Origin of the sequence: Methylocapsa polymorpha (genome assembly GCF_045689225.1) — a bacterium.
Lineage (GTDB): Bacteria > Pseudomonadota > Alphaproteobacteria > Rhizobiales > Beijerinckiaceae > Methylocapsa > Methylocapsa polymorpha.
The window spans coordinates 723,737-741,950 of the sequence record NZ_CP136862.1 but is presented as its reverse complement, the minus strand read 5'-3'; the positions used below and the strand labels follow the sequence as shown (position 1 = coordinate 741,950).

At 58.6% G+C, this 18,214-nt stretch carries 12 protein-coding genes, 1 tRNA gene and 1 pseudogene; 8 read left to right on the top strand and 6 right to left on the bottom strand.

Annotation, left to right across the window (positions count from 1 at the left end):
- Window positions 1-118 precede the first annotated feature (118 nt).
- The 8 genes and pseudogenes from RZS28_RS03575 (at window position 119) to RZS28_RS03540 (ending at window position 11,938) form a co-directional block, all read left to right on the top strand.
- Complete coding sequence (locus RZS28_RS03575; protein WP_407339833.1) at window positions 119-1,339, top strand: hypothetical protein; 1,221 nt, start codon at window positions 119-121, stop codon at window positions 1,337-1,339.
- A gap of 60 nt (window positions 1,340-1,399) precedes the next feature.
- Complete coding sequence (locus RZS28_RS03570) at window positions 1,400-2,977, top strand: heme biosynthesis protein HemY (protein WP_407339832.1); 1,578 nt, start codon at window positions 1,400-1,402, stop codon at window positions 2,975-2,977.
- Window positions 2,978-3,094: 117 nt separating this feature from the next.
- A tRNA-Thr gene (locus RZS28_RS03565) sits at window positions 3,095-3,170 on the top strand.
- A 587-nt stretch (window positions 3,171-3,757) separates the two neighbouring features.
- Window positions 3,758-4,063, top strand: coding sequence for a hypothetical protein (locus tag RZS28_RS03560; protein ID WP_407339831.1), 306 nt, complete (start codon window positions 3,758-3,760; stop codon window positions 4,061-4,063).
- A 222-nt stretch (window positions 4,064-4,285) separates the two neighbouring features.
- Window positions 4,286-4,483, top strand: a pseudogene (locus RZS28_RS03555) (DDE-type integrase/transposase/recombinase); the annotation flags it as partial.
- Window positions 4,484-5,863: 1,380 nt separating this feature from the next.
- Window positions 5,864-9,034 carry an efflux RND transporter permease subunit gene (locus tag RZS28_RS03550; RefSeq protein ID WP_407339830.1) on the top strand — a complete coding sequence of 1,057 codons (3,171 nt, stop codon included), beginning with the start codon at window positions 5,864-5,866 and terminating at the stop codon, window positions 9,032-9,034.
- A gap of 70 nt (window positions 9,035-9,104) precedes the next feature.
- A complete protein-coding gene (locus tag RZS28_RS03545) occupies window positions 9,105-10,373 on the top strand; it encodes an efflux RND transporter periplasmic adaptor subunit (RefSeq protein WP_407339829.1) in 1,269 nt (422 codons plus the stop codon).
- A 38-nt stretch (window positions 10,374-10,411) separates the two neighbouring features.
- The gene (locus tag RZS28_RS03540) at window positions 10,412-11,938 is read left to right on the top strand and encodes an efflux transporter outer membrane subunit (protein WP_407339828.1); all 1,527 of its coding nucleotides are present in this window, start codon (window positions 10,412-10,414) and stop codon (window positions 11,936-11,938) included.
- A gap of 259 nt (window positions 11,939-12,197) precedes the next feature.
- Here RZS28_RS03540 and RZS28_RS03535 read toward each other — a convergent pair whose 3' ends face one another.
- The 6 genes from RZS28_RS03535 to RZS28_RS03510 all read right to left on the bottom strand — a co-directional run bounded on the left by RZS28_RS03535 (window position 12,198) and on the right by RZS28_RS03510 (window position 18,010).
- Window positions 12,198-13,046 (bottom strand): hypothetical protein, encoded by an 849-nt coding sequence (locus tag RZS28_RS03535; protein ID WP_407339827.1) that lies wholly within the window; start codon window positions 13,044-13,046, stop codon window positions 12,198-12,200.
- A gap of 763 nt (window positions 13,047-13,809) precedes the next feature.
- Window positions 13,810-13,977, bottom strand: a complete 168-nt coding sequence (locus RZS28_RS03530; RefSeq protein WP_407339826.1) for a hypothetical protein — start codon at window positions 13,975-13,977, stop codon at window positions 13,810-13,812.
- A gap of 287 nt (window positions 13,978-14,264) precedes the next feature.
- Window positions 14,265-14,546 carry a hypothetical protein gene (locus tag RZS28_RS03525; RefSeq protein WP_407339825.1) on the bottom strand — a complete coding sequence of 94 codons (282 nt, stop codon included), beginning with the start codon at window positions 14,544-14,546 and terminating at the stop codon, window positions 14,265-14,267.
- A 341-nt stretch (window positions 14,547-14,887) separates the two neighbouring features.
- Window positions 14,888-16,240 carry an ATP-binding protein gene (locus RZS28_RS03520; protein WP_407341033.1) on the bottom strand — a complete coding sequence of 451 codons (1,353 nt, stop codon included), beginning with the start codon at window positions 16,238-16,240 and terminating at the stop codon, window positions 14,888-14,890.
- Complete coding sequence (locus RZS28_RS03515; protein WP_407339824.1) at window positions 16,227-16,868, bottom strand: response regulator transcription factor; 642 nt, start codon at window positions 16,866-16,868, stop codon at window positions 16,227-16,229. Before RZS28_RS03515 ends, RZS28_RS03520 begins: the two co-directional genes overlap by 14 nt.
- Before the next feature lie 110 nt (window positions 16,869-16,978).
- A complete protein-coding gene (locus RZS28_RS03510) occupies window positions 16,979-18,010 on the bottom strand; it encodes a hypothetical protein (protein WP_407339823.1) in 1,032 nt (343 codons plus the stop codon).
- Window positions 18,011-18,214: the final 204 nt, after the last annotated feature.

Below are 18,214 nucleotides of genomic sequence, written 5' to 3'. Positions count from 1 at the left end.
GCGCAAACTAAAATTGGGGATCGGCCGAAGATTTCGTCGGCATCGCGGGCAGTTGATCGGTCCAGCGTTGCGAAAGGCGGCGCGTTCCTTTACAAAGGCGCAAAAATGAGGGCTTGCAATGGCCGGTGATCAGCATGAGCGTTCAGAGGCGAATGGCGAACCCAGCGTCGCGCCTCACGAGGAAACACCCATAACCGAGGCCGCAACTCAATTGTCCGCCGACGCCCATTCGTCCGCCGAAGCGCATTCCTCCGCCGAGACCCAGTCAGACGCCGCGACGCAATCGGCGGCCGAAGCGGAGTCTGCGCCGAAAAAATCGCCGCGACCGAGCCTGTGGCCTCTTGCCGCGGGGATTGTCGTTGGCGCGATTCTGGCCGTCGGCGGGGCTTTCGGGCTTCGCTATTTCGACGGGTCGAAAACGGCGGCCCTAGACCTCGATGCCCGCTTCGCCGCCTTGAGCGCGCGCGTCGACGCGATCGGACAAAAGGCCGACGCCGCTGCAACCGCCTGGCGCAGCCCCCTGGCCGGGCTTGAGAGCCGCGTCGGCGCCGTGGAGAGCGCCGCGAGCAAGTCAGCGGCCGCGACCAGTTCGGCCTTGCGCGGCCTGCAGGAAGCATTGGAGGCGCGAGTCGCGGCGATCGTGAGAAATCCGGAAGGCGCGCCGAACGAGCTCGCCGATCTCGGGCCGCTTCAAACGCGAATCGATTCCGTCGAACAGAAGCTCGGATTAGTCGAGGCGGCGCTTGCCGCCCCCAAGGCTGACGTCCGCGCTCAGCAGGACCGCGAGAACGTCGCCTCCCAGATCGAGCAAAGCTCGCACGTCCAAGCTGTCGCGATCGTCGCCGAAAGCTTGGCGCAGAGGGTCGAACGTGGGGCTCCGTTCCCGGCCGAATTCGCGGCGCTAGAAACTCTTGGCGTCGGGCAGACCGAGCTTGCGCCGTTGCGGGCCTTCGCGGCGACCGGCGTGCCCACTCCCCGCAAATTGGCGGACCAGTTCTCGACCCTGGCCTCCCAGGTTGCACTCATCGAGGAGGCGGCGGAAGACACGAATCTGCTCAACCGTCTGACCCGTGAGGCGTCCCATCTGGTGCGCGTCCGCCGCGTCGGCGACGTCGACCCCAAGGACGCCGATGCGCCAGCGCTCGTCGCGCGGATCGAAAACGCGCTTGCGCGCCTCGATATTGACGAGGCGTTCGGGATTTGGACGCAATTGCCGGACGCGGCCAAGGCCAAATCGGCAAGCTGGGGCGAATCCGCGAAGGCGCGCCTCGATGCGTTGAACGCCGCGAGGTCGCTCGAAGCCGACGCCGTGGCGACTCTCGGCAAGCCAAAGTCGTGATCTCGCTGCGACGAAATCCGAAAGCCGAGATCTGAAAACCCAGTCCTCGACGAGAGAAACATGATCCGGGTCCTTTTGTTCTTCCTTCTCCTGATCGCCTTGGCCTTCTCCGAGGCCTGGCTTATCGACCGGCCGGGGGAGATCGTCCTGACCTGGCAAGGCTACAGGGTCGAGACTTCAGTCCTGGTCGGGGTCGGCGTCGTGCTCGCCATCGCCGCCGCCCTCCTGTTCCTCTGGAGCCTTTTGCGCTTCTCCTTTCGCCTTCCCTCAGTGATGACGGGTGCGACGCAGTCCCGCCGCCGCGACAAGGGCTACGCTGCTCTTTCGCGCGGGATCATCGCCGTCGGCGCCGGCGACGCCGAGCTCGCGCGCAAATCGGCTGCGGAGGCGCAAAGATATCTTCGCCACGAACCTTTGACATTGCTGCTCCGCGCCCAGGCTGCTCAGCTTTCGAACGAGCCCAACGAGGCGGAAGCCGCTTTCAAGGAAATGACTCATCGCAGCGACACGCGTCTCCTCGGCTTCCGCGGGCTGCATGTCGAGGCGCAGCGGCGCGGCGAGACGGACAAGGCGCATCATTTCGCAAGCGCGGCGCATGAGATCGCGCCCTTGCCATGGACGGCTAAAGCCGGCGTCGAGCATCGCGCCGCGACGGGGGATTGGCAAAGCGCCCTGGCGACGCTCGAAAGCAGCGTTGGGGCGAGGCTCGTCGACAAGAACACGCGCGAGCGTCAGCGCGCCGTGCTCGAAACCGCGATCGCCCTCGACAAGGCGGATACGGAGCCGGAAGAAGCGCTTCGCCTCGCGCGCGCGGCGATCAAGCGCCAGCCCGGGCTCGTTCCGGCCCTCGCCGTCGCCGCCAGGCTTTTGAGCCGCAAGGGCGAGATCAGGAAGGTCACGAAATTGATCGAGAGCGCATGGCCGCTCGCGCCGCATCCGGATCTCGCCAAGATCTATCTCAATCTGCGCCCGGGCGAATCCAACGCCGATCGTTTGGCGAGGGCGCGCGCGCTCCTGCGGCTTGCGCCAAAGGATGCGGAAAGCAGAATCGCGGTGGCGCAAACGGCGATCGCGGCCGGCGACTACAAGGCCGCGCGAGAGAGCATGGTGCCTTTGATCGAAGCGGGGGAGCGGCCGACGACCCGCATGTGCCTCATCATGGCCGATCTGGAAGAGGCCGAGCACGGCTCTGGAGGATATGTGCGCGAATGGCTGGCGCGGGCCTCACGCGCGCCGCATGATCCGGCCTGGGTGGCCGATGGAATCGTGTCGGACCAGTGGCTGCCCGCCTCGCCGGTCACCGGCAGGCTCGACGCCTTCGTTTGGCAAAGGCCGGTCGAGCGCTTGAGCGCCGGCGTCGAGGCGGAAGAAGCCGTCTTCACGCCACTTCCCGCGTCTGCTCCGCCACCTGCCCAGATCGAGGATGCGCAGGCGAAGGCGCTTTCGCCGCCGAAGCCTAAAGCGGCGGCCGAGCAGCCCTCCGCCGTCGAGAGCGTCGCGGCCGAATCTCCTGTGGACGAACCTGCCGGACATGAGAGATCGTTAGGCGAACATGTCATTTTTCCTTTGCCCGCGGCGCCGGACGATCCAGGACAGGACGAGACCCCGAAGCCGCGCGGCCTCGCCCAGCTTTTTTGAATCGGCGGAGGCGGGTTGGAGCTCCGCTTCGAAGGGATAAGGAGATGTTGCGAAACTTGGTCGACCCGGCTAAGACGTGACGCCTATTCAGGCTCGGTTTCTCTTTTGGCGAACAATGCCGCAATAGCTCAGCTGGTAGAGCACCTCATTCGTAATGAGGGGGTCGGGGGTTCGAATCCCTCTTGCGGCACCACCCACTGGATAGGCCTTAACGCTCATTAAAATCAATGTCTTGGCGAAGCACCCAAAAAGCATTGCGCCCCGAGACTGCCCATTATTGCGCCCCAAGACGCCTCTAAGCCAGCTTGACCGTTGGCCATAATTGCCGCCTCATCGAGGCATGACGGCTGTTGGAGCTTGTTAGGCGATAGAGGAGCAGAAACTATGGCCCTTCAGATCGCCAATGGTCGCCTTTGGCTTTATGTTAAGCTCGGGAACCACTTCATGCACACAATCTCCAAGGCGGAATTTGGCGCTCCCCTGAAGATGGCTGGATTTGGAGCCGCTGCCGCGAAGATAGCTCGGGAAGGATTTCCGTGATCGGTCCGGTCGAGATCGCATGGGGGAGGGAGTAAATGGGGCAGCCCCACAGCCACAGCCTCGATGCTACTATCGCGAGACGGCGGACAACCGGTTGTTGCTGCGCCCTTGGTGAAAAGCGAGAAGGTGGCCACGTGCTTTGCCGAGGACTATGATCGATTGCTTGGCATCCACGGTCCTGCCATGCAGTGGTATTTGAATAGTAGGGTCAGGAGAGGGGTAGGGCCTCAGTACGTGCGAATGAAGAGCAAGAGACGTGACGGCAACTACGTCCAAATCTCCTGGATTATGCTTGGTATTTGGCGCGAAGACCGCAAGGTGGTTCGCTACATGGACCGGGACCGCCTTAACCTATGCCGCGATAACCTTAAGGCCGAAGCAAAAGGCGCCGCAGCAGGCGACAAAAGGGCTAAGCAGCAAACCGCAAGCGGCGAAACTCTGATAAGCCCCGCCGCCCTTCGTCGAAACGAGGAAAGCAACGAAAAGGCTGCAAAACGCTTAGCGGCGAAGGACGATCGCGCCGAAAAGCCCCGCAGCGCCCCGTAACGCCTGACCCTCTGTATCCGCCCAAGGCTAGGCCCAAGGACAATCCTTGGGCCTATCCTCCCTTCTTATCGCCGCCGGAGCTTCACTCAGACCCTCAATGTCCCGTCTAGAACCGCCAAGATTGACCTGCCCGCTACTCCCTACCGGCCAATGCTCCAAGGCTGTCGCAGAGCCTCACATTAAGCCCTTCTCCATGCTCCGCCCAATGCCCAAGCGCCGCAAATTGAGCAAGATCACCGATCGATCAAACTTCGATTGGGTCCAATGCCTGGATTGAAGCGTTTTCGGAGCGCTTCAATTACCATCGCCGGCATTGAACTGATGCACCGGATCAGGAAAGGATTTCTCATATTCAAATCTATCCTGACAATGGGCATCATTACATATTGGAACTCAAGGGGGGTGCTCAATTATAAATAAACTTTCATGCAACATATAGACTGAAAGCGTGTTTTTGTCTGGCGCTACGCTTACATATAAAGCAATGTCCCTATGATGTTGTCAATGTTATGCCATAGCAATAATGGAGCATAACTACCTGACTCTGGAACATACTACTTTGCCACCAAGAACAGGATGTGGGGCTCGGAACCAAGACGAACGTTTAGCGGCTTCGGCTCGGGGTCCCTTCCAATTGTGATCGTTCGGGAATGCATGGTTGTGAAGGCTCGGATGCTAATTCCATTTGTCGTGAATGCCCGGGGCCATATCGGGATATTCGTCGAGCAGCTGCGCGGCCGCCATCGCGTAGCTCGAAAAGACCCGAGAACAGCGATGAAGACGTTGATGCCCATTCCCCACTAGGGAGAACGCTGTGATAAGCAAGATCGCCCAACTCGCCGCTCTCACAGCGTCACTTGTGCTGTGGTGGAGCAGCGTCGGCGCCGCCTATCCGAGACATGCGCTGCATACGCGAAGCGGCTCAGCTCGTAGAGCTCCCACGGCGCCGGGGCGCCGATGGCACGGTCCTCTTGGACATCAGCGCCACTCCATCGCCGCACACTCTACAGTATGGCCGCCTGCATATGAATATCCGCAGTATATACCTTACCAGACCCAACCGCTTTGCACTTCACTGGATGATTGTGATCGCAAGGCCTTTGATGAATCAGGAGCGCGTGGCCGAATGGGTTTAGGGGCAGATCCGGCGCACCCCGAAGGTCCCGGCAATGTATCTGATTGATCGCCGAGGAGCTTTCTACCAGCTAGCTAAAACGCAATCACGATGGCAAATCTCCAACGTGCCTGGAGATCTCTAGCGGAGCCATCCAAGAGTCGAAAAAGAATAGCGTTGACGCGTGGATTTACCGGCGGCCGGCGAAGTCGTTTGAACGCCGCGCTTCAGGCGATTGCAAAGCATGTTAGCGGGCGATGGCGGCCGGAAGCGGCTTCGCACCGCGCCGGACCTCAAGCTCGTTCCGCACAAAAACGCCACTCATGTGCGTCAGTCTTTCGCTGCTCCAAACAACAAATAAACTATCTTTTAGTGTCGCTCTACGCGTCTTTCGGGCATAAAATATTGGTTGTCTTTGTAGTTGGCCATATAGCGAGTATCCCGCCGTATGTGCCTCAGCGGGCCTACTACCCACCGCCAAAAACACGCGCAGCGCTTAGAAGTTGCGTCAAATAGAACCACTACGAAGGCAGTATTGCCATGCTCATAAGTGATGAGAGCGGTCTCTAGAAATTGCTTCACCTTCCCATATGCGGAGAAATGCCGAACTAAAGCAAATGGGTGCTTTAACGCGGCATGCGACGATCCCGGCTCTTTTTCTACAGTAATGGATTGATGTGTTCTAAATGACGTTGACCGCATACGTTCTCAAGCGCCCTTATACCGTGGTCACGGGTCTGATGCTTTTGTGCATCTTAGGTTTAGGAGCCGCGCTGCGGATGCCGGTCGATATTTTTCCAGAAATAAACATCCCGGTGGTTAGCGTTGTGTGGACCTATAGCGGAATGAGCGCGGCCGATATACAAAACCGCGTCCTCACCATACACGAGCGTCAACTCGCCTCCCTCGTCGACGACATCAGCCGCATCGAGGCCACCAGCTACTATGGCGTCGGAGTCGAGAAGGTCTTCCTACATGAAGGCGCGGACGTAACGCGGGCGGTTTCACAATTGGCGAGCAGCGCCCTTGTTGTTCTTAAATATATGCCGCCAAATATTACCCCGCCGCTGGTTCTACGATACGGCGCGACAGACGTGCCGATCATCCAACTCAGCCTTTCGAGCGGCTCCTTACCTGACGCCAAGCTGAACGATCTTGGCCAGAACACGATTCGTCCGGATCTCGCAGTCGTACACGGGGCGGAAGTTCCTTATCCCTATGGAGGAAAGCCCCGCGTAATTATGGTTGATCTTGATCAACAAGCACTCGATTCGCGTGGGTTATCCCCCTCCGACATCGCCCAAGTGATTCAACAGCAAAACGTAATCCTCCCGTCTGGAGACGTCAAAATCGGCAGCAGGGACTACATGCTAGCGATGAACAGCAGCCCCGATACGATCGCGGCCATAAATCAGTTTCCGGTGAAGGAGGTGGCGGGCCGGGTGATTTTCATACGCGATGTCGCTCACGTTCATGACGGCTATCAGATTCAAACCAATTCGGTCGCCGTCGATGGTCAGCCGGGCGCATTGATGATGGTCCGCAAGACGGGTGGCGTATCGACCCTCGCGGTCGTCGATGGCGTGAAGAACACGCTGCCGGAAATCAGAAGACTTCTTCCGAAGGAAGTCAACGTCAAGGCTCTGTTTGATCAATCGGTTTTTGTTAAGGCGTCGCTCGACAGCGTGCTGATGGGCGGGATGATGGCCGCCGGATTGACGGCGCTCATGATCCTGCTGTTTCTCGGCAATTGGCGCCTGACGCTGATCATTCTGGCCTCGATTCCACTCTCAATGATCGCTGCAGTTCTAGTCCTTTACCTTGGCGGTCAGACGTTGAATACGATGACCCTCGGCGGCCTCGCGCTTGCCGTTGGAATCCTGGTCGATAATAGCACGGTCGTCATCGAGAACATCGAACGTCATGTAAAGTCGGGTGACCAATTGATTGAGGCCATCGTGACCGCTTGCAGCGAGGTGAGCGTTCCGACGATGCTTTCGACGGTCTCCATCTGCCTCGTCTTTGTCCCAGTGTTTTTGCTTCAGGGCACAGCCAAATATCTGTTTTCGCCTTTGTCTCTCTCGGTCTGCGCATCGCTGGCCGCAAGCCTGGTTCTGTCTTTCACATTGGTTCCAGTCTTATTCAAATATCTAATGTGCTCTTCGGTCGAGAATCATCGGCAAAATCGGCAGCCCGGCCGCGGCCTAAATTGGCGGCTCAATCCTCTCAGCGCCAGTCATCAAAAATTTGAAGCTGGGTTCAGTCGCTTCCGCAAAGCCTATCAGGGCAGCGTCATTTTTTGCGTCGCACATTCGCGCATGACGACCGCGTTCTTCGTCCTTTTGATCGGATGTTCCTTGCCGCTATATTCTCAGCTCGGCAGAGACTTTTTTCCGCAAGTTGACGCAGGCCAAATGCGTCTTCACGTGCGGGCCCCGCCCGCGACCAGAATCGAGGACACCCAGCGCTATTTTGCAGAGGTCGAGAGCGCCGTCCGCCAAATCGTCGGTCGAGACCAGATCGATACAATACTCGACAATATCGGTCTGCCCTATAGTGGCGTCAATATCGCCTTAAGCGATTCGGCCACGATAGGGACGATGGACGGAGAAATCCTCGTTTCTCTCAAGAAAAAGCACAGTCCGACGCCAGCCCATGTCTCCGATTTGCGGCGCGAGTTGCCCCGGCGGTTTCCTGAGCTGCAATTCTTTTTCCAGCCCGCGGATATTGTTAATCAGGTACTAAACTTTGGGCAGCCGGCTCCCATCGACATACGGGTTTCGGGGCCGAACGCAGACGATGCTTATGCGGTCGCGCAGAAGATTTCGAGAGATCTCAAACATATTCCTGGTATCGCGGATTCGCACGTGTTCCAAGTGCCCGATGCGCCGGCGCTCGCGATCAACGTGGATCGGACTCTTGCGCAGGAACTCGGCTTAAACCAAGACGAGGTCGTCCGGAATGTGCTCGTAACCACGAACTCGAGCGCTCAAACCCTTCCGAATTTTTGGGTCGACCCGACGAATAGCGTTAGCTATCCTTTGGCAGTCCAACTGCCGACGTATCACGTGAACTCGACACACGATCTTTGGACCCTGCCTGTGACTACGGGAATCAGCACGAGACCGAGCGTATTGCTCATGAACATCGCGCAGTTCGCACCCGTCAGCTTGCCAATGGTCGCCTCACAGCTCAACATTAGACCGGTCTTCGACGTCAACGCCGACGTACAGGGGCGCGACCTCGCCTCCGCGGCCGAGGATATCGAAAAGACGCTAGCTGCAAATCAGCGGCCCACCACCGTAACTGTAACGCTCGGGGGGCAAGTGGAAACAATGCGTGAAAGTTATGACGGTCTGTTTACTGGAATCGCCCTGGCGGTCGTGCTCGTCTATCTGATCCTAGTCATGAATTTTCAGAGCTGGGTCGATCCGTTGATCGTTCTTACGGCCGTCCCGTTCGCCTTGGCGGGAGTTATGTGGATGCTGTTTCTCACGGGAACGCATCTCAGCGTTCCCGCATTGATGGGATCCTTGATGAGCATCGGGTTGACCGCGGCTAACAGCATTCTCGTCGTCACATTCGCCAATCAACAGATGGAGGCCGGCGTCGGCGTGACGACCGCTGCTATCGTCGCCGGCTACACACGGCTTCGGCCGGTCTTGATGACAGCCGGCGCCATGATTTTGGGCATGATCCCTATGGCTCTGGGAATAGGGGAAGGCGGCGAACAAAACGCGCCTCTTGCGCGTGCGGTTATTGGCGGGCTCCTCTTCGCCACTTTTGCGACCTTGATTCTTGTTCCGGTAGCGTATCAAATACTTCGCTCCAGGGTTCGAGTCCGGGCCGATTCCTAGCGCTTTTGGCGCGGCGGTCTAATAGCCTGACGCTATTCGGCAATTATTTTTTGGCGAGCAAGAGCCAGTCATGACGCCTATGGAAAAACCGGAGCAGGATTCAAGCGAATTCGGCGATGGCGCCGCCCGACCTGGCGTAGGACGGAAATTGTCATTTCTCGCCGCCGCAGTGGCGCTTTCCTTGGCGGGCGCGTTTCTCTTCGTCCGTCACGAGAGAGCAATTTCCGCGGCGCGCTTGGCCCAAATGAACAGTCAAGACGCAATGGAGGTTCCGCGCGTCGACGTGGTCACGGTTGTAGCAACACCCACGACGCAGCCACTCGTCCTTCCAGGCGAAACCGCGTCCTGGTACGAAACCACGATTTATGCCCGGGTGAACGGCTATGTCGCGAAATGGCTGGTCGACATTGGCGATCACGTGGCAAACGGACAGTTGCTCGCGACGATAGACACGCCGGAGCTCGACGCCGAGCTTGTCGCCGCGAAAGCGAAGCTCAATGTGAGCGAGGCTCAGGTCGCCGTCAAACAGGCTCGGGCTGAGTTTGCAAGAACGACCTATCAACGTTGGCGAGATTCACCAAAGGGGGTCGTATCGGATCAGGAGCGCGAATCGACCAAAGCAAGCAGCGCCGAAGCTGTCGCCGAGCTTAAGGCGGCTCAAGCGCAAGTCATGCTCAACCAGGCCGACGTGGACCGTCTTTCGGCGCTGACGCAGTTCAAGGACGTCCGGGCTCCATTCGACGGCGCCATAGTCCAACGGCGCATCGATCTTGGCGATCTTGTCACGGCCGGAAGCTCCACAACCACTTCATCGCTCTATCGGATCTCGCAAGATAATCAGATGCGCGTCTTCGTCCACGCGCCGCAAAGGACAGCGGCGCAGCTGATGCAACTCGACTCGCCGGCTACGATTACAGCTAACGATCAGCCGACCCTGCGCTTCGAGGGCAAGGTTACGAGAACCGCGCGAGCGATCAACCCAGAGGCCCGTACCCTCCGCGTCGAAATTGATATTCCCAATTCAGATCATGCGCTTGTTCCCGGTATGTATGTGCAGGTCAGCTTCAGACTCACGAACAATGGCCTAATCCAGGCTCCAGCGGCCGCGCTTTTGTTTCGATCCAACGGCCCGCAAATCGCCGTCGTTGACGATGAGGGTATGATTACTTTCAAAGATGTAACAATTGTCCGCGATGATGGCCCCGTCGTCGATATTGGATCTGGCCTGACTGTTGGCGACAAAGTCGCCCTTAATCTGAATAATCAAATCGTGTCCGGCCAAAAGGTCCAAATAAACGAAATCGATAAGGGGCGCGCCCACGTATCGGCGGCCCAGTGAAACGCTCCGCACAAAGCGGCCGAAGTGGGAATGCAGTCGTGAGTAAATGGATTTGGCTGGGTTCGCTTGGGCTGGCCGCCGGGTTAGCTGCGTGCGCCGTAGGACCAGACTACCATGTGCCCGAGACGCCGGTGCCCGACGGCTTCCTTCATTCTACTGGATTTTCGTCAAACTCATCACAGAGCTCGACTGCGGATCTCGCTGAATGGTGGCGAGCGCTGCATGATCCGGAACTCGATGCGCTCATCGTTCGTGCAATTGGAGCCAATCCAGACGTAGAAATCGCGTTGACGCGGCTTCAAGAGGCGCGAACGCAAGAGATCGTGGTCACCAGCGAGGCCCTTCCTGTCTTGGAAGGAACCGCAGGCGGCGGGATCGGGACCGGGACGGATCTGACGCGCGGCCGCGCGACGCCATTATTGAGGTCCGCCGAAAATTCAACAAATCTGAAAAAAATTAATAGAGTGGGAGGCTTTGACGCCACCTGGGAGCTGGACATATTCGGCAAATTCCGACGCGAACTCGAGGCGGCGGTTTACGACGCTGAAGCTCTCGCAGAAGCGCGCGACTGGATCTTGGTGACAGTCGCGGCCGATGTTGCACGCGCCTATATCGATATGCGCGCGCTTCAAAGGGAGGTCGGCGTCCTGCAGCAAAATATCGGGGTGGCTCAGCGCAGCTTGGATCTCGTCCGCACGCGATTCGAGCGAGGACTCACCAATGAAATGGACGTAACCTTAGCGCAGCGGCAATTGGCGACGCTGCAGGCAAGTGTGCCGCCGCTCGGCGCTCAAATCGCTGCAAGCCAACATGTGATCGCGGTTCTCCTCGGTCAGTTCCCCGAAGATCTAGTCAAGGAGCTCTCGGGACCAGGTTTAATGCCAGCGCTTCCGGCGCATATTCCGATTGGTTTGCCCGTTGATCTATTGCGGCGGCGCCCCGACATTCGGTCGGCTGAGCGGCGCCTCGCTGCTGCGACGGCCCGTATTGGGGCGGCGACGGCTGACCTCTTTCCGACCGTGACGCTGAGCGGCGCGCTAGGTGCGCAAGGAGGACCACATAGCTCCTCGGCGGTTCCTATCACCTTGATTGGCTCGCTTGGTCCGTCTGTCTATTGGCCAGTTCTCGATTTCGGCGCGCTTGATGCGAAAGTCGATATCGCCGACCTTCAAGCTCATGAACTCATGGTCGCCTACAAGCAGACGATATTGGCCGCTGTTCAGCAAGTCGACGACGAGGTCGCCTCGTATAGGGCTGAGCAAGACCGCCTGAAAGACCTCGATCGCGCGCTTGCCGCTGCGCGGCGCGCCACGAAGCTTGCGTCCGAGCGCTATGATCGCGGCCTGACGGATTTTCTAAATGTCCTCGACGCCGAACGCCAGGAATTTGATCTGGAACAACAGCATGTTGTTACGCGACAGATGGCGGCGGAGCAGCTTGTCGCTCTTTACAAGGCGCTGGGCGGCGGTTGGCCAGTTTATGAAATTATCCCGCCGATCCGGCAACCGCAGCCTGCGCTTATCGCGACCGCCAGACGTCTGCTAGCGCCTGACGAGCGTCGTTAGACCCGCCGGGCAATGTTGAGGCGCAAATGGATCAAGCTTAGGGCCGCGGCGTACAGGCGCCTACGTCACAACGATCCTGCCATTTTGTAAAGAGGCAACCTCGGACAAGACAAGCGACGTGGATGGACCGGTCTGGTAAGGGCGAAATTTGTCGCACCCTACCGTTTAGACCGGCTTCGCTCAATGCAGCGCTGCGATCCGCCGAAGCGGTTGTCCAAGCCATCGTTTAAGCACAGGCGGATCTTAGCCTAAGCCTCCTTCAAAAAGTCATGCGCATACTGAGGATCCAAGCATGATTATACAGAGGAACTAGTTCAGGCGCTAATATAGCGTGATCTGGCGCGACCGCGACTTGATAGGCGACTCCGAAGTTAAGCTTTACGCGGTCATAAAGCTGGAAGCGGCCAAACATGATGCCGGGACCCACAAGCAGCTGGTCCTTATTGGCGCGCTCGCCGCTGGTCCACAGAGTGTTGTTGAAAGCGAATTCCGGCCACAAATAATCAAATAAGTGGTATTGCAAGGTCAAGCTGCTGACCAGAGATGTGCCGACGATATGCTGATTGTCCGTCGGGAGCGTATACGCGATAGTGCCCTGGACGTCGAAATCGCCCCAGCCGATCCCGCCTGCGAGCGTGGGGGTGACAACCCAAGCCGGCCTGTTGGTGAAGGCTGTGATGCCGGTTGGCGCCTGAAATCCAAGAAACGCGCTGAGGATATAGTTTCCGTTTTCCTCGTTGGCGCTGAGCAGCCGCTGCTTGATGGTGACGAAGTTTCCGTCGCCGAAGCCGGTCGCAGGCTTGACGGTTGTTGTCCTGGTGTCGGTGCGCTGCTCGAAAGGGGGAACGTTGATCAGAATTTCATTGGTAGTCGTCGGAATCAGCTCCAACCCCTTGCCGGCGAAGTAATTGTTGAGTTGCGTGCCGTTTGCCAGGAATTCTTGATATTGATCATATCTAAACTCTTGCTCGAGCCGCGGCGTCACGGTCGTGATCGGAGTCATCCAATGCGGTTGGCTCGCCTGCGCCGCATTTGCGCGGTCCATCCAGGTCGCGAAATATTGGCTTATGGGGTCGGTTGCCGCAAGCTCTGGCGTCGGCTGCGGCACAGGCAGGTCCGCCGCATTGGCGTTTTCTGCTATGCTCGCGCTAAGCACGCTTGTGATCAGACATAGAGTCAGCAGACTTGTCTTGCCGCTTCGGTTGAATTTAACGTTATGCATTGTGATCGCTCTTGTAGGAAGAGAGCTTGCGCCCCCGCGCCGAAATGCTCTCTTCCGCATATAGATGAACAAATATATACAGCTACACACAAGCGGCAATCGGCCGATCGCCTTACGTTTTGCGCGATAGTAGCTTTTATGTCACTAGTATAAAATATTTTTTAGTATTGAGAGTTTGGACATCGTCGGTCCGTTCTCGGCATTGCCTCATGAGGGTGTATTAGGCGGAGCGGCGCCGACCCACCCTACATTAGCGAAATTGCATCGACGTAGATCGATCACATTGGATCGATTGGCTGGACTCAACGCAACGCATCTCGGACGAAAAATGTCCGCATTTCCTGATTGGCAGTGCGAGAGGCAGAGGACGAGTTGGAATGACAGCTTGGCGGGACCCTCAGGATGAGCTGGATCAGCGCCGAAGTCCATTCAGCCGCGCGTTCCCAACGCATCGAAGGCCTTGCGATCGTAACTGTCTGACGAGCAACAGCTCGCGTGTCCAGCCGGAGTCCACATTGCGTATGCCGTATTGGCGCGTGGTTACCGGAGGCATCTGCTGCTACATGTGTTCGCAGCGCCGCCGATGGAAAGTACAAGCTACGGTGATCGCGGCGCCAACGGTGTGCCCGACCAATGAAGATAGGCCGGATCAGGGAATGGCGGCCGCCGCGGGATTCTGCCCCTGAAGCATGGTCCCGAAGCCGCCGCTCGCTATGCCTGGGTTCGCGACATAACCATATTGAACCGTAAAGTCGGGAATGCCGGGACGGGGGCCACGCGGCGGTCCGTAAACGAGGCCGCTCGGCGCCGCGGGCATGTGACCTCTACGAATCGAAAGCTCCTGGACGCGCGGCGCATGTTGAGGATGGGCCAAACCGAGACAGGACGCAGGGAGCCGAAAGAACTGCAATTTCGGTCATCCTGTTCGTCACTTCACTCTACGCTGTTCGAGACAGTCGTTATCGCGCAACTAATTACATTATCCGCATTGGCAGACTGCGTGATCGTCCCTTTGCGCGCGTTCTTGGACTGGTTCCCGAGGCGGACGGGGTTTAATCACAACGTTTGCGAGCTTGCATCGCGCGCGAAGGCCCTGGGTGAAAGTCAATCTGCTACGTTGCCTGGCCCTTCAGGACGGAGGGGAGCGGCGCCGAGGCCCTCGCGGCCGCGCGTTCCCGAGCGGTCAAAGCGAGCGCGGTCCCAACGTGAAAGGGCCAAGCCATGGTCTTGATCCTGGTTTGGATAAAGGCCGTAATATTGGTCGGGGCGAGGAGGCTGACGGCCCTGCGCGGCGACCGCGCCGACCGAGGCGATTAGGACGATAGCGGCAAACCCGATCTTGCGCGCCTTATGCCTCGTGGCCGCGTTGTGCATTAAAATAGCCATGACATGCTCCGTGATCCCGTCGAGCCGACGCATACACTTATAACGTCTTGAGCCAACGTAAGTAATATAGGCGCTTGTCTGTCGCTATTACATAGCTATTATTTAAAATATTTTTCATATATTTTATTTTATGAAAGTAAATTCATGGATGAATTTGGCGCAAGATCGGGTTTTGCGAAATGAAGCTCAACAACCAGGCGAAATCCGATCCAATGAGATCGTCCTCCCCACAAGTGGGCGCCGCTCACCATCAAGCTGGTGTTTGCACGACTGCAATTCATGACGCGGACGACGTAGCCTGATCAGATGGTCGCCGGACTTGTTCAGCGCATCGACGACAGCTAGCGAAGTGAAATCTCAAAAACGGCGCCCGGATTATTGTCTTCGACGCGAAGATCGAGCCTGTGGAGATTGGCGATCGCGGCCGCCATGCTCAAGCCGAGGCCGGTGCCGGGAATGTGCCGGGAGTTTTCCGAGCGGTAGAACCGTTTGAAAATATCGCTTCGTTCACTGGGCGCTATTCCGGGCCCTGTGTCCGAGACGCGAATGACTGGCCGGCCCGCGATTGCTTTCGCGGCGACGCGGACTGCGCCCCCTCTCGGCGTGAATTTAATAGCGTTGTCGATGAGATTGGCCACCGCTTCAACCAAAAGGTCGAAATCGCCGACGAAGGAAAGCGGCGCCGGCGCTTCCAGAGTGAAGGCAATCGACTTGGCTTCGGCCAAAGGCTCATAGAGCTCGAACGCATTCTTGCAGACGTCGGTGAGGTCGACGCGTGCGAATGCGCCGCGCCGGCGTCCAAATTCGATCTCCGAGATTCGCAGAAGCGCCGTGACTGTGGCGAGCGCATGATCGAGCTCCTTCAGCGCGCGCTCCGAAGCCATGCGCAGCTCCTTGTCCGAGTAGGCGGCTAGGCCGCGCTCCAGCTGGGCGCGCATGATCGCGAGCGGCGTGCGCAGATCGTGAGCAATGTTGTCGCCCACGCTCTTGATCTGGGCGAGGAGCCGGACAATCTCGTCGAGCATGAGATTGACGGCGCTTGCGACATAGTCGAGATCATCCGGCTTGCTGCGGATGGGCAGCCGCTCATTCAGATCGCCTTGCATGATTTGCATGATCGTCTGGTTGATGGCCTTGAGGCGTCGGGCGCTGCGCAGGCTGAATATCGTCCCTATGATGAGCGCCAGCACGATCGTCGGCGCTATGCCGAGCGCCAGCGCTTCAACAACGAGCCGCCGTAGGGCGTAAACTTCGTAGAGGCCGCGGCCGAGGAGCACAACGCCGCCATCCGATCGCCGGCCGGCGACCATGACGGCGGGCTCGGTCGCTGCATCCATGGAGCCGAGCGGGAGGGTGTCCACGGCATGCGCCGCCCCGTCGATGGGGAGCCCCTTTGGCAAGACGGCGACATTGCCGTAAATAAGCCTGCCGTCTTTGTCGAAAAGCGCGGCGTAATCGAGCCGCCGTAAATCGCCCGTCAACCGCAACTCGAGTTCGCGCCTGACCTGGTCTTCGGGATCGTTGACGGCCTTGGCGACTTCGTCGACCAGCCGGACGTCCACCCGTTTGACGTCAAACGTGGCCACCTGCCAGTAGATGAACAAGAAGACCACGGAGGTCGAGGCTGACACGGCGAGCGCGAACAGGACAGCCAGACGAAATGTCGCGCTCCTGAAAAGCTCAATTATCCACATCAAGCATGAAACCGGAGCGGCGTATGCTGCGTATCAGCGGGGGTTCGCCTGGCCCGTCCACTTTGCGCCGCAATTTGCCAATGTGCACGTCGACCAAATTCGTTTGTGGAGCAAAGCGATAGTGCCAGACGTCCTCAAGGAGCATGGATCGGGTCACTGTCTGGCCGGCATGGCGCATAAGATATTCCAACAACTTGAACTCTGTCGGCAACAGGTCGAGAACGCGCTGCCCTCGAGATGCGCTGCGCTCGATCAGATCCATCTCGAGCGGCCCGACGCGCAAGATCGTGGCGCGGGCGCCGCTCGATCGGCGCAGCAGGGATTCAATGCGCGCGGCGAGCTCGCCCATCGCGAATGGCTTGGTGAGATAGTCGTCGCCGCCTGCCTTCAGCCCACGGATCCGCTCATCGACCGTGGCGAGGGCGCTGACCACGAGCACTGGAATCTGAATGCCTTCGCTTCGCAGCGTCTCGATCATGGACAGGCTGTCCACGCCCGAGAGCATTCGATCGACGATCAGAAGCTCGGCCCCTTCGGAGCGCGCGGCTTCGAGCCCGGCCGTCTCTGTCGCGGCGACGCGCACGAGATAGCCGAGGCTCTCCAATTCCGCCGCGATCTCCCACGCCATCCTTGGCTCGTCTTCGACGACAAGAAGACGCGCATGTTCAGGCGACCCGACGGCTGACACTTGCTTGACCCCTGAACTTTCGATTAGCTTTCGTCCAATTAGGCAGTGGCTTAGGGTGTGAACGGATAGTAGCGCAAGCTGGTCAAGAACATGCTGTCCTCGGTCTTCGCCCCTCCGCCTTCGCCTTGGAATGAATATTTCTGCGTGTAGGAATATTGGAGGCCCACCCGCAGGCTGCCGAAGGGACCATCATAGAGCTTATCCCACAAACCGGCCGTGATTTGCCGGACCAGTTTCATGTTGCCATTGCAGACCGGAGCGGTGGGGCTGGTGATGGCGCCTTCGTTCGAGCATCCAAAATTCGTGTAAAGCGGATTGCCCCAGCCATAGGCCGAAGCCGTCCCGTTAAAGTTGATTATGCTGTAGCTCGGCTTTTGGAATTCCTCGCCCGCATAGGTATAGACGTCGAGCTGCGGGAAGGCGTGCCAGATTAAGCCGCCGAGAAGCATGGTTTGCTGGAGAGGCGAAATCGAGCCGTTCCAGTTGAAGGTCACGTCGGGAAACTGCGAGGTCCCATAGCGTCCGATGCCGCGGCCGATCATGCCGGAGAACTGAAGGTCCAGCGTCTTAGGCACCAAAGGCAGCAGAATGGAGCCTCCATAGCCCCAGCCGGGCACGTCACGGTTTGCGTTGTAGATCTGGCTATAGAAATCGCGAAAGAGGCCAAAGGTCTCCATATGCACGGTGCGATCGTCAAATTTCGGGTCCCAGGCGACCTTGGCGATGACATCCGGGATGCGATTGAGCGATATTGCATTGCCCGAGTTGAACAGCGATCCGCCAACTCCGGCGGGAACGCCAAAGACCAGCGACGGAGGCAGAGGAGCCGTGGCCCCGGCCGTCGGCACGCTGTTCACCCATGGCCCCGCCTGAGAGCAGGAGACCGTAACCGTTCCAAACGCCGAGCAGCCGGGGGCGTTGGTCGTGGGGTTTTCCAGCGACAGGCCCGCCCAGAATGTCCTGTCGAAATCCTTAACGAACCGGATCTGCGGCTGGCGCGCCCAGGCGAAACCCGGAACGTATTGCGCGTCGATCGTCAGAGGAATGTCCTCCTGGCGCGGCAGTATGCCCTTGGTGTTCATCGTCAGCAGGGACCAATTCTGACCGGCGAGAACATGCAGGCCCCAATAATCGTCGTCGACTGTCGCATAGAGGTGCCTGACGCGAAGCTGGTATGAGTTGCTCTCATTTGAATTGGCGGTTTGAGCCGCGCCGAGGAAGTCGAACTCGCCATAACCGGCTAGATGCGTCGTGGGCGTGGCGTCGCCTTGGACAAGCAGCGAGGC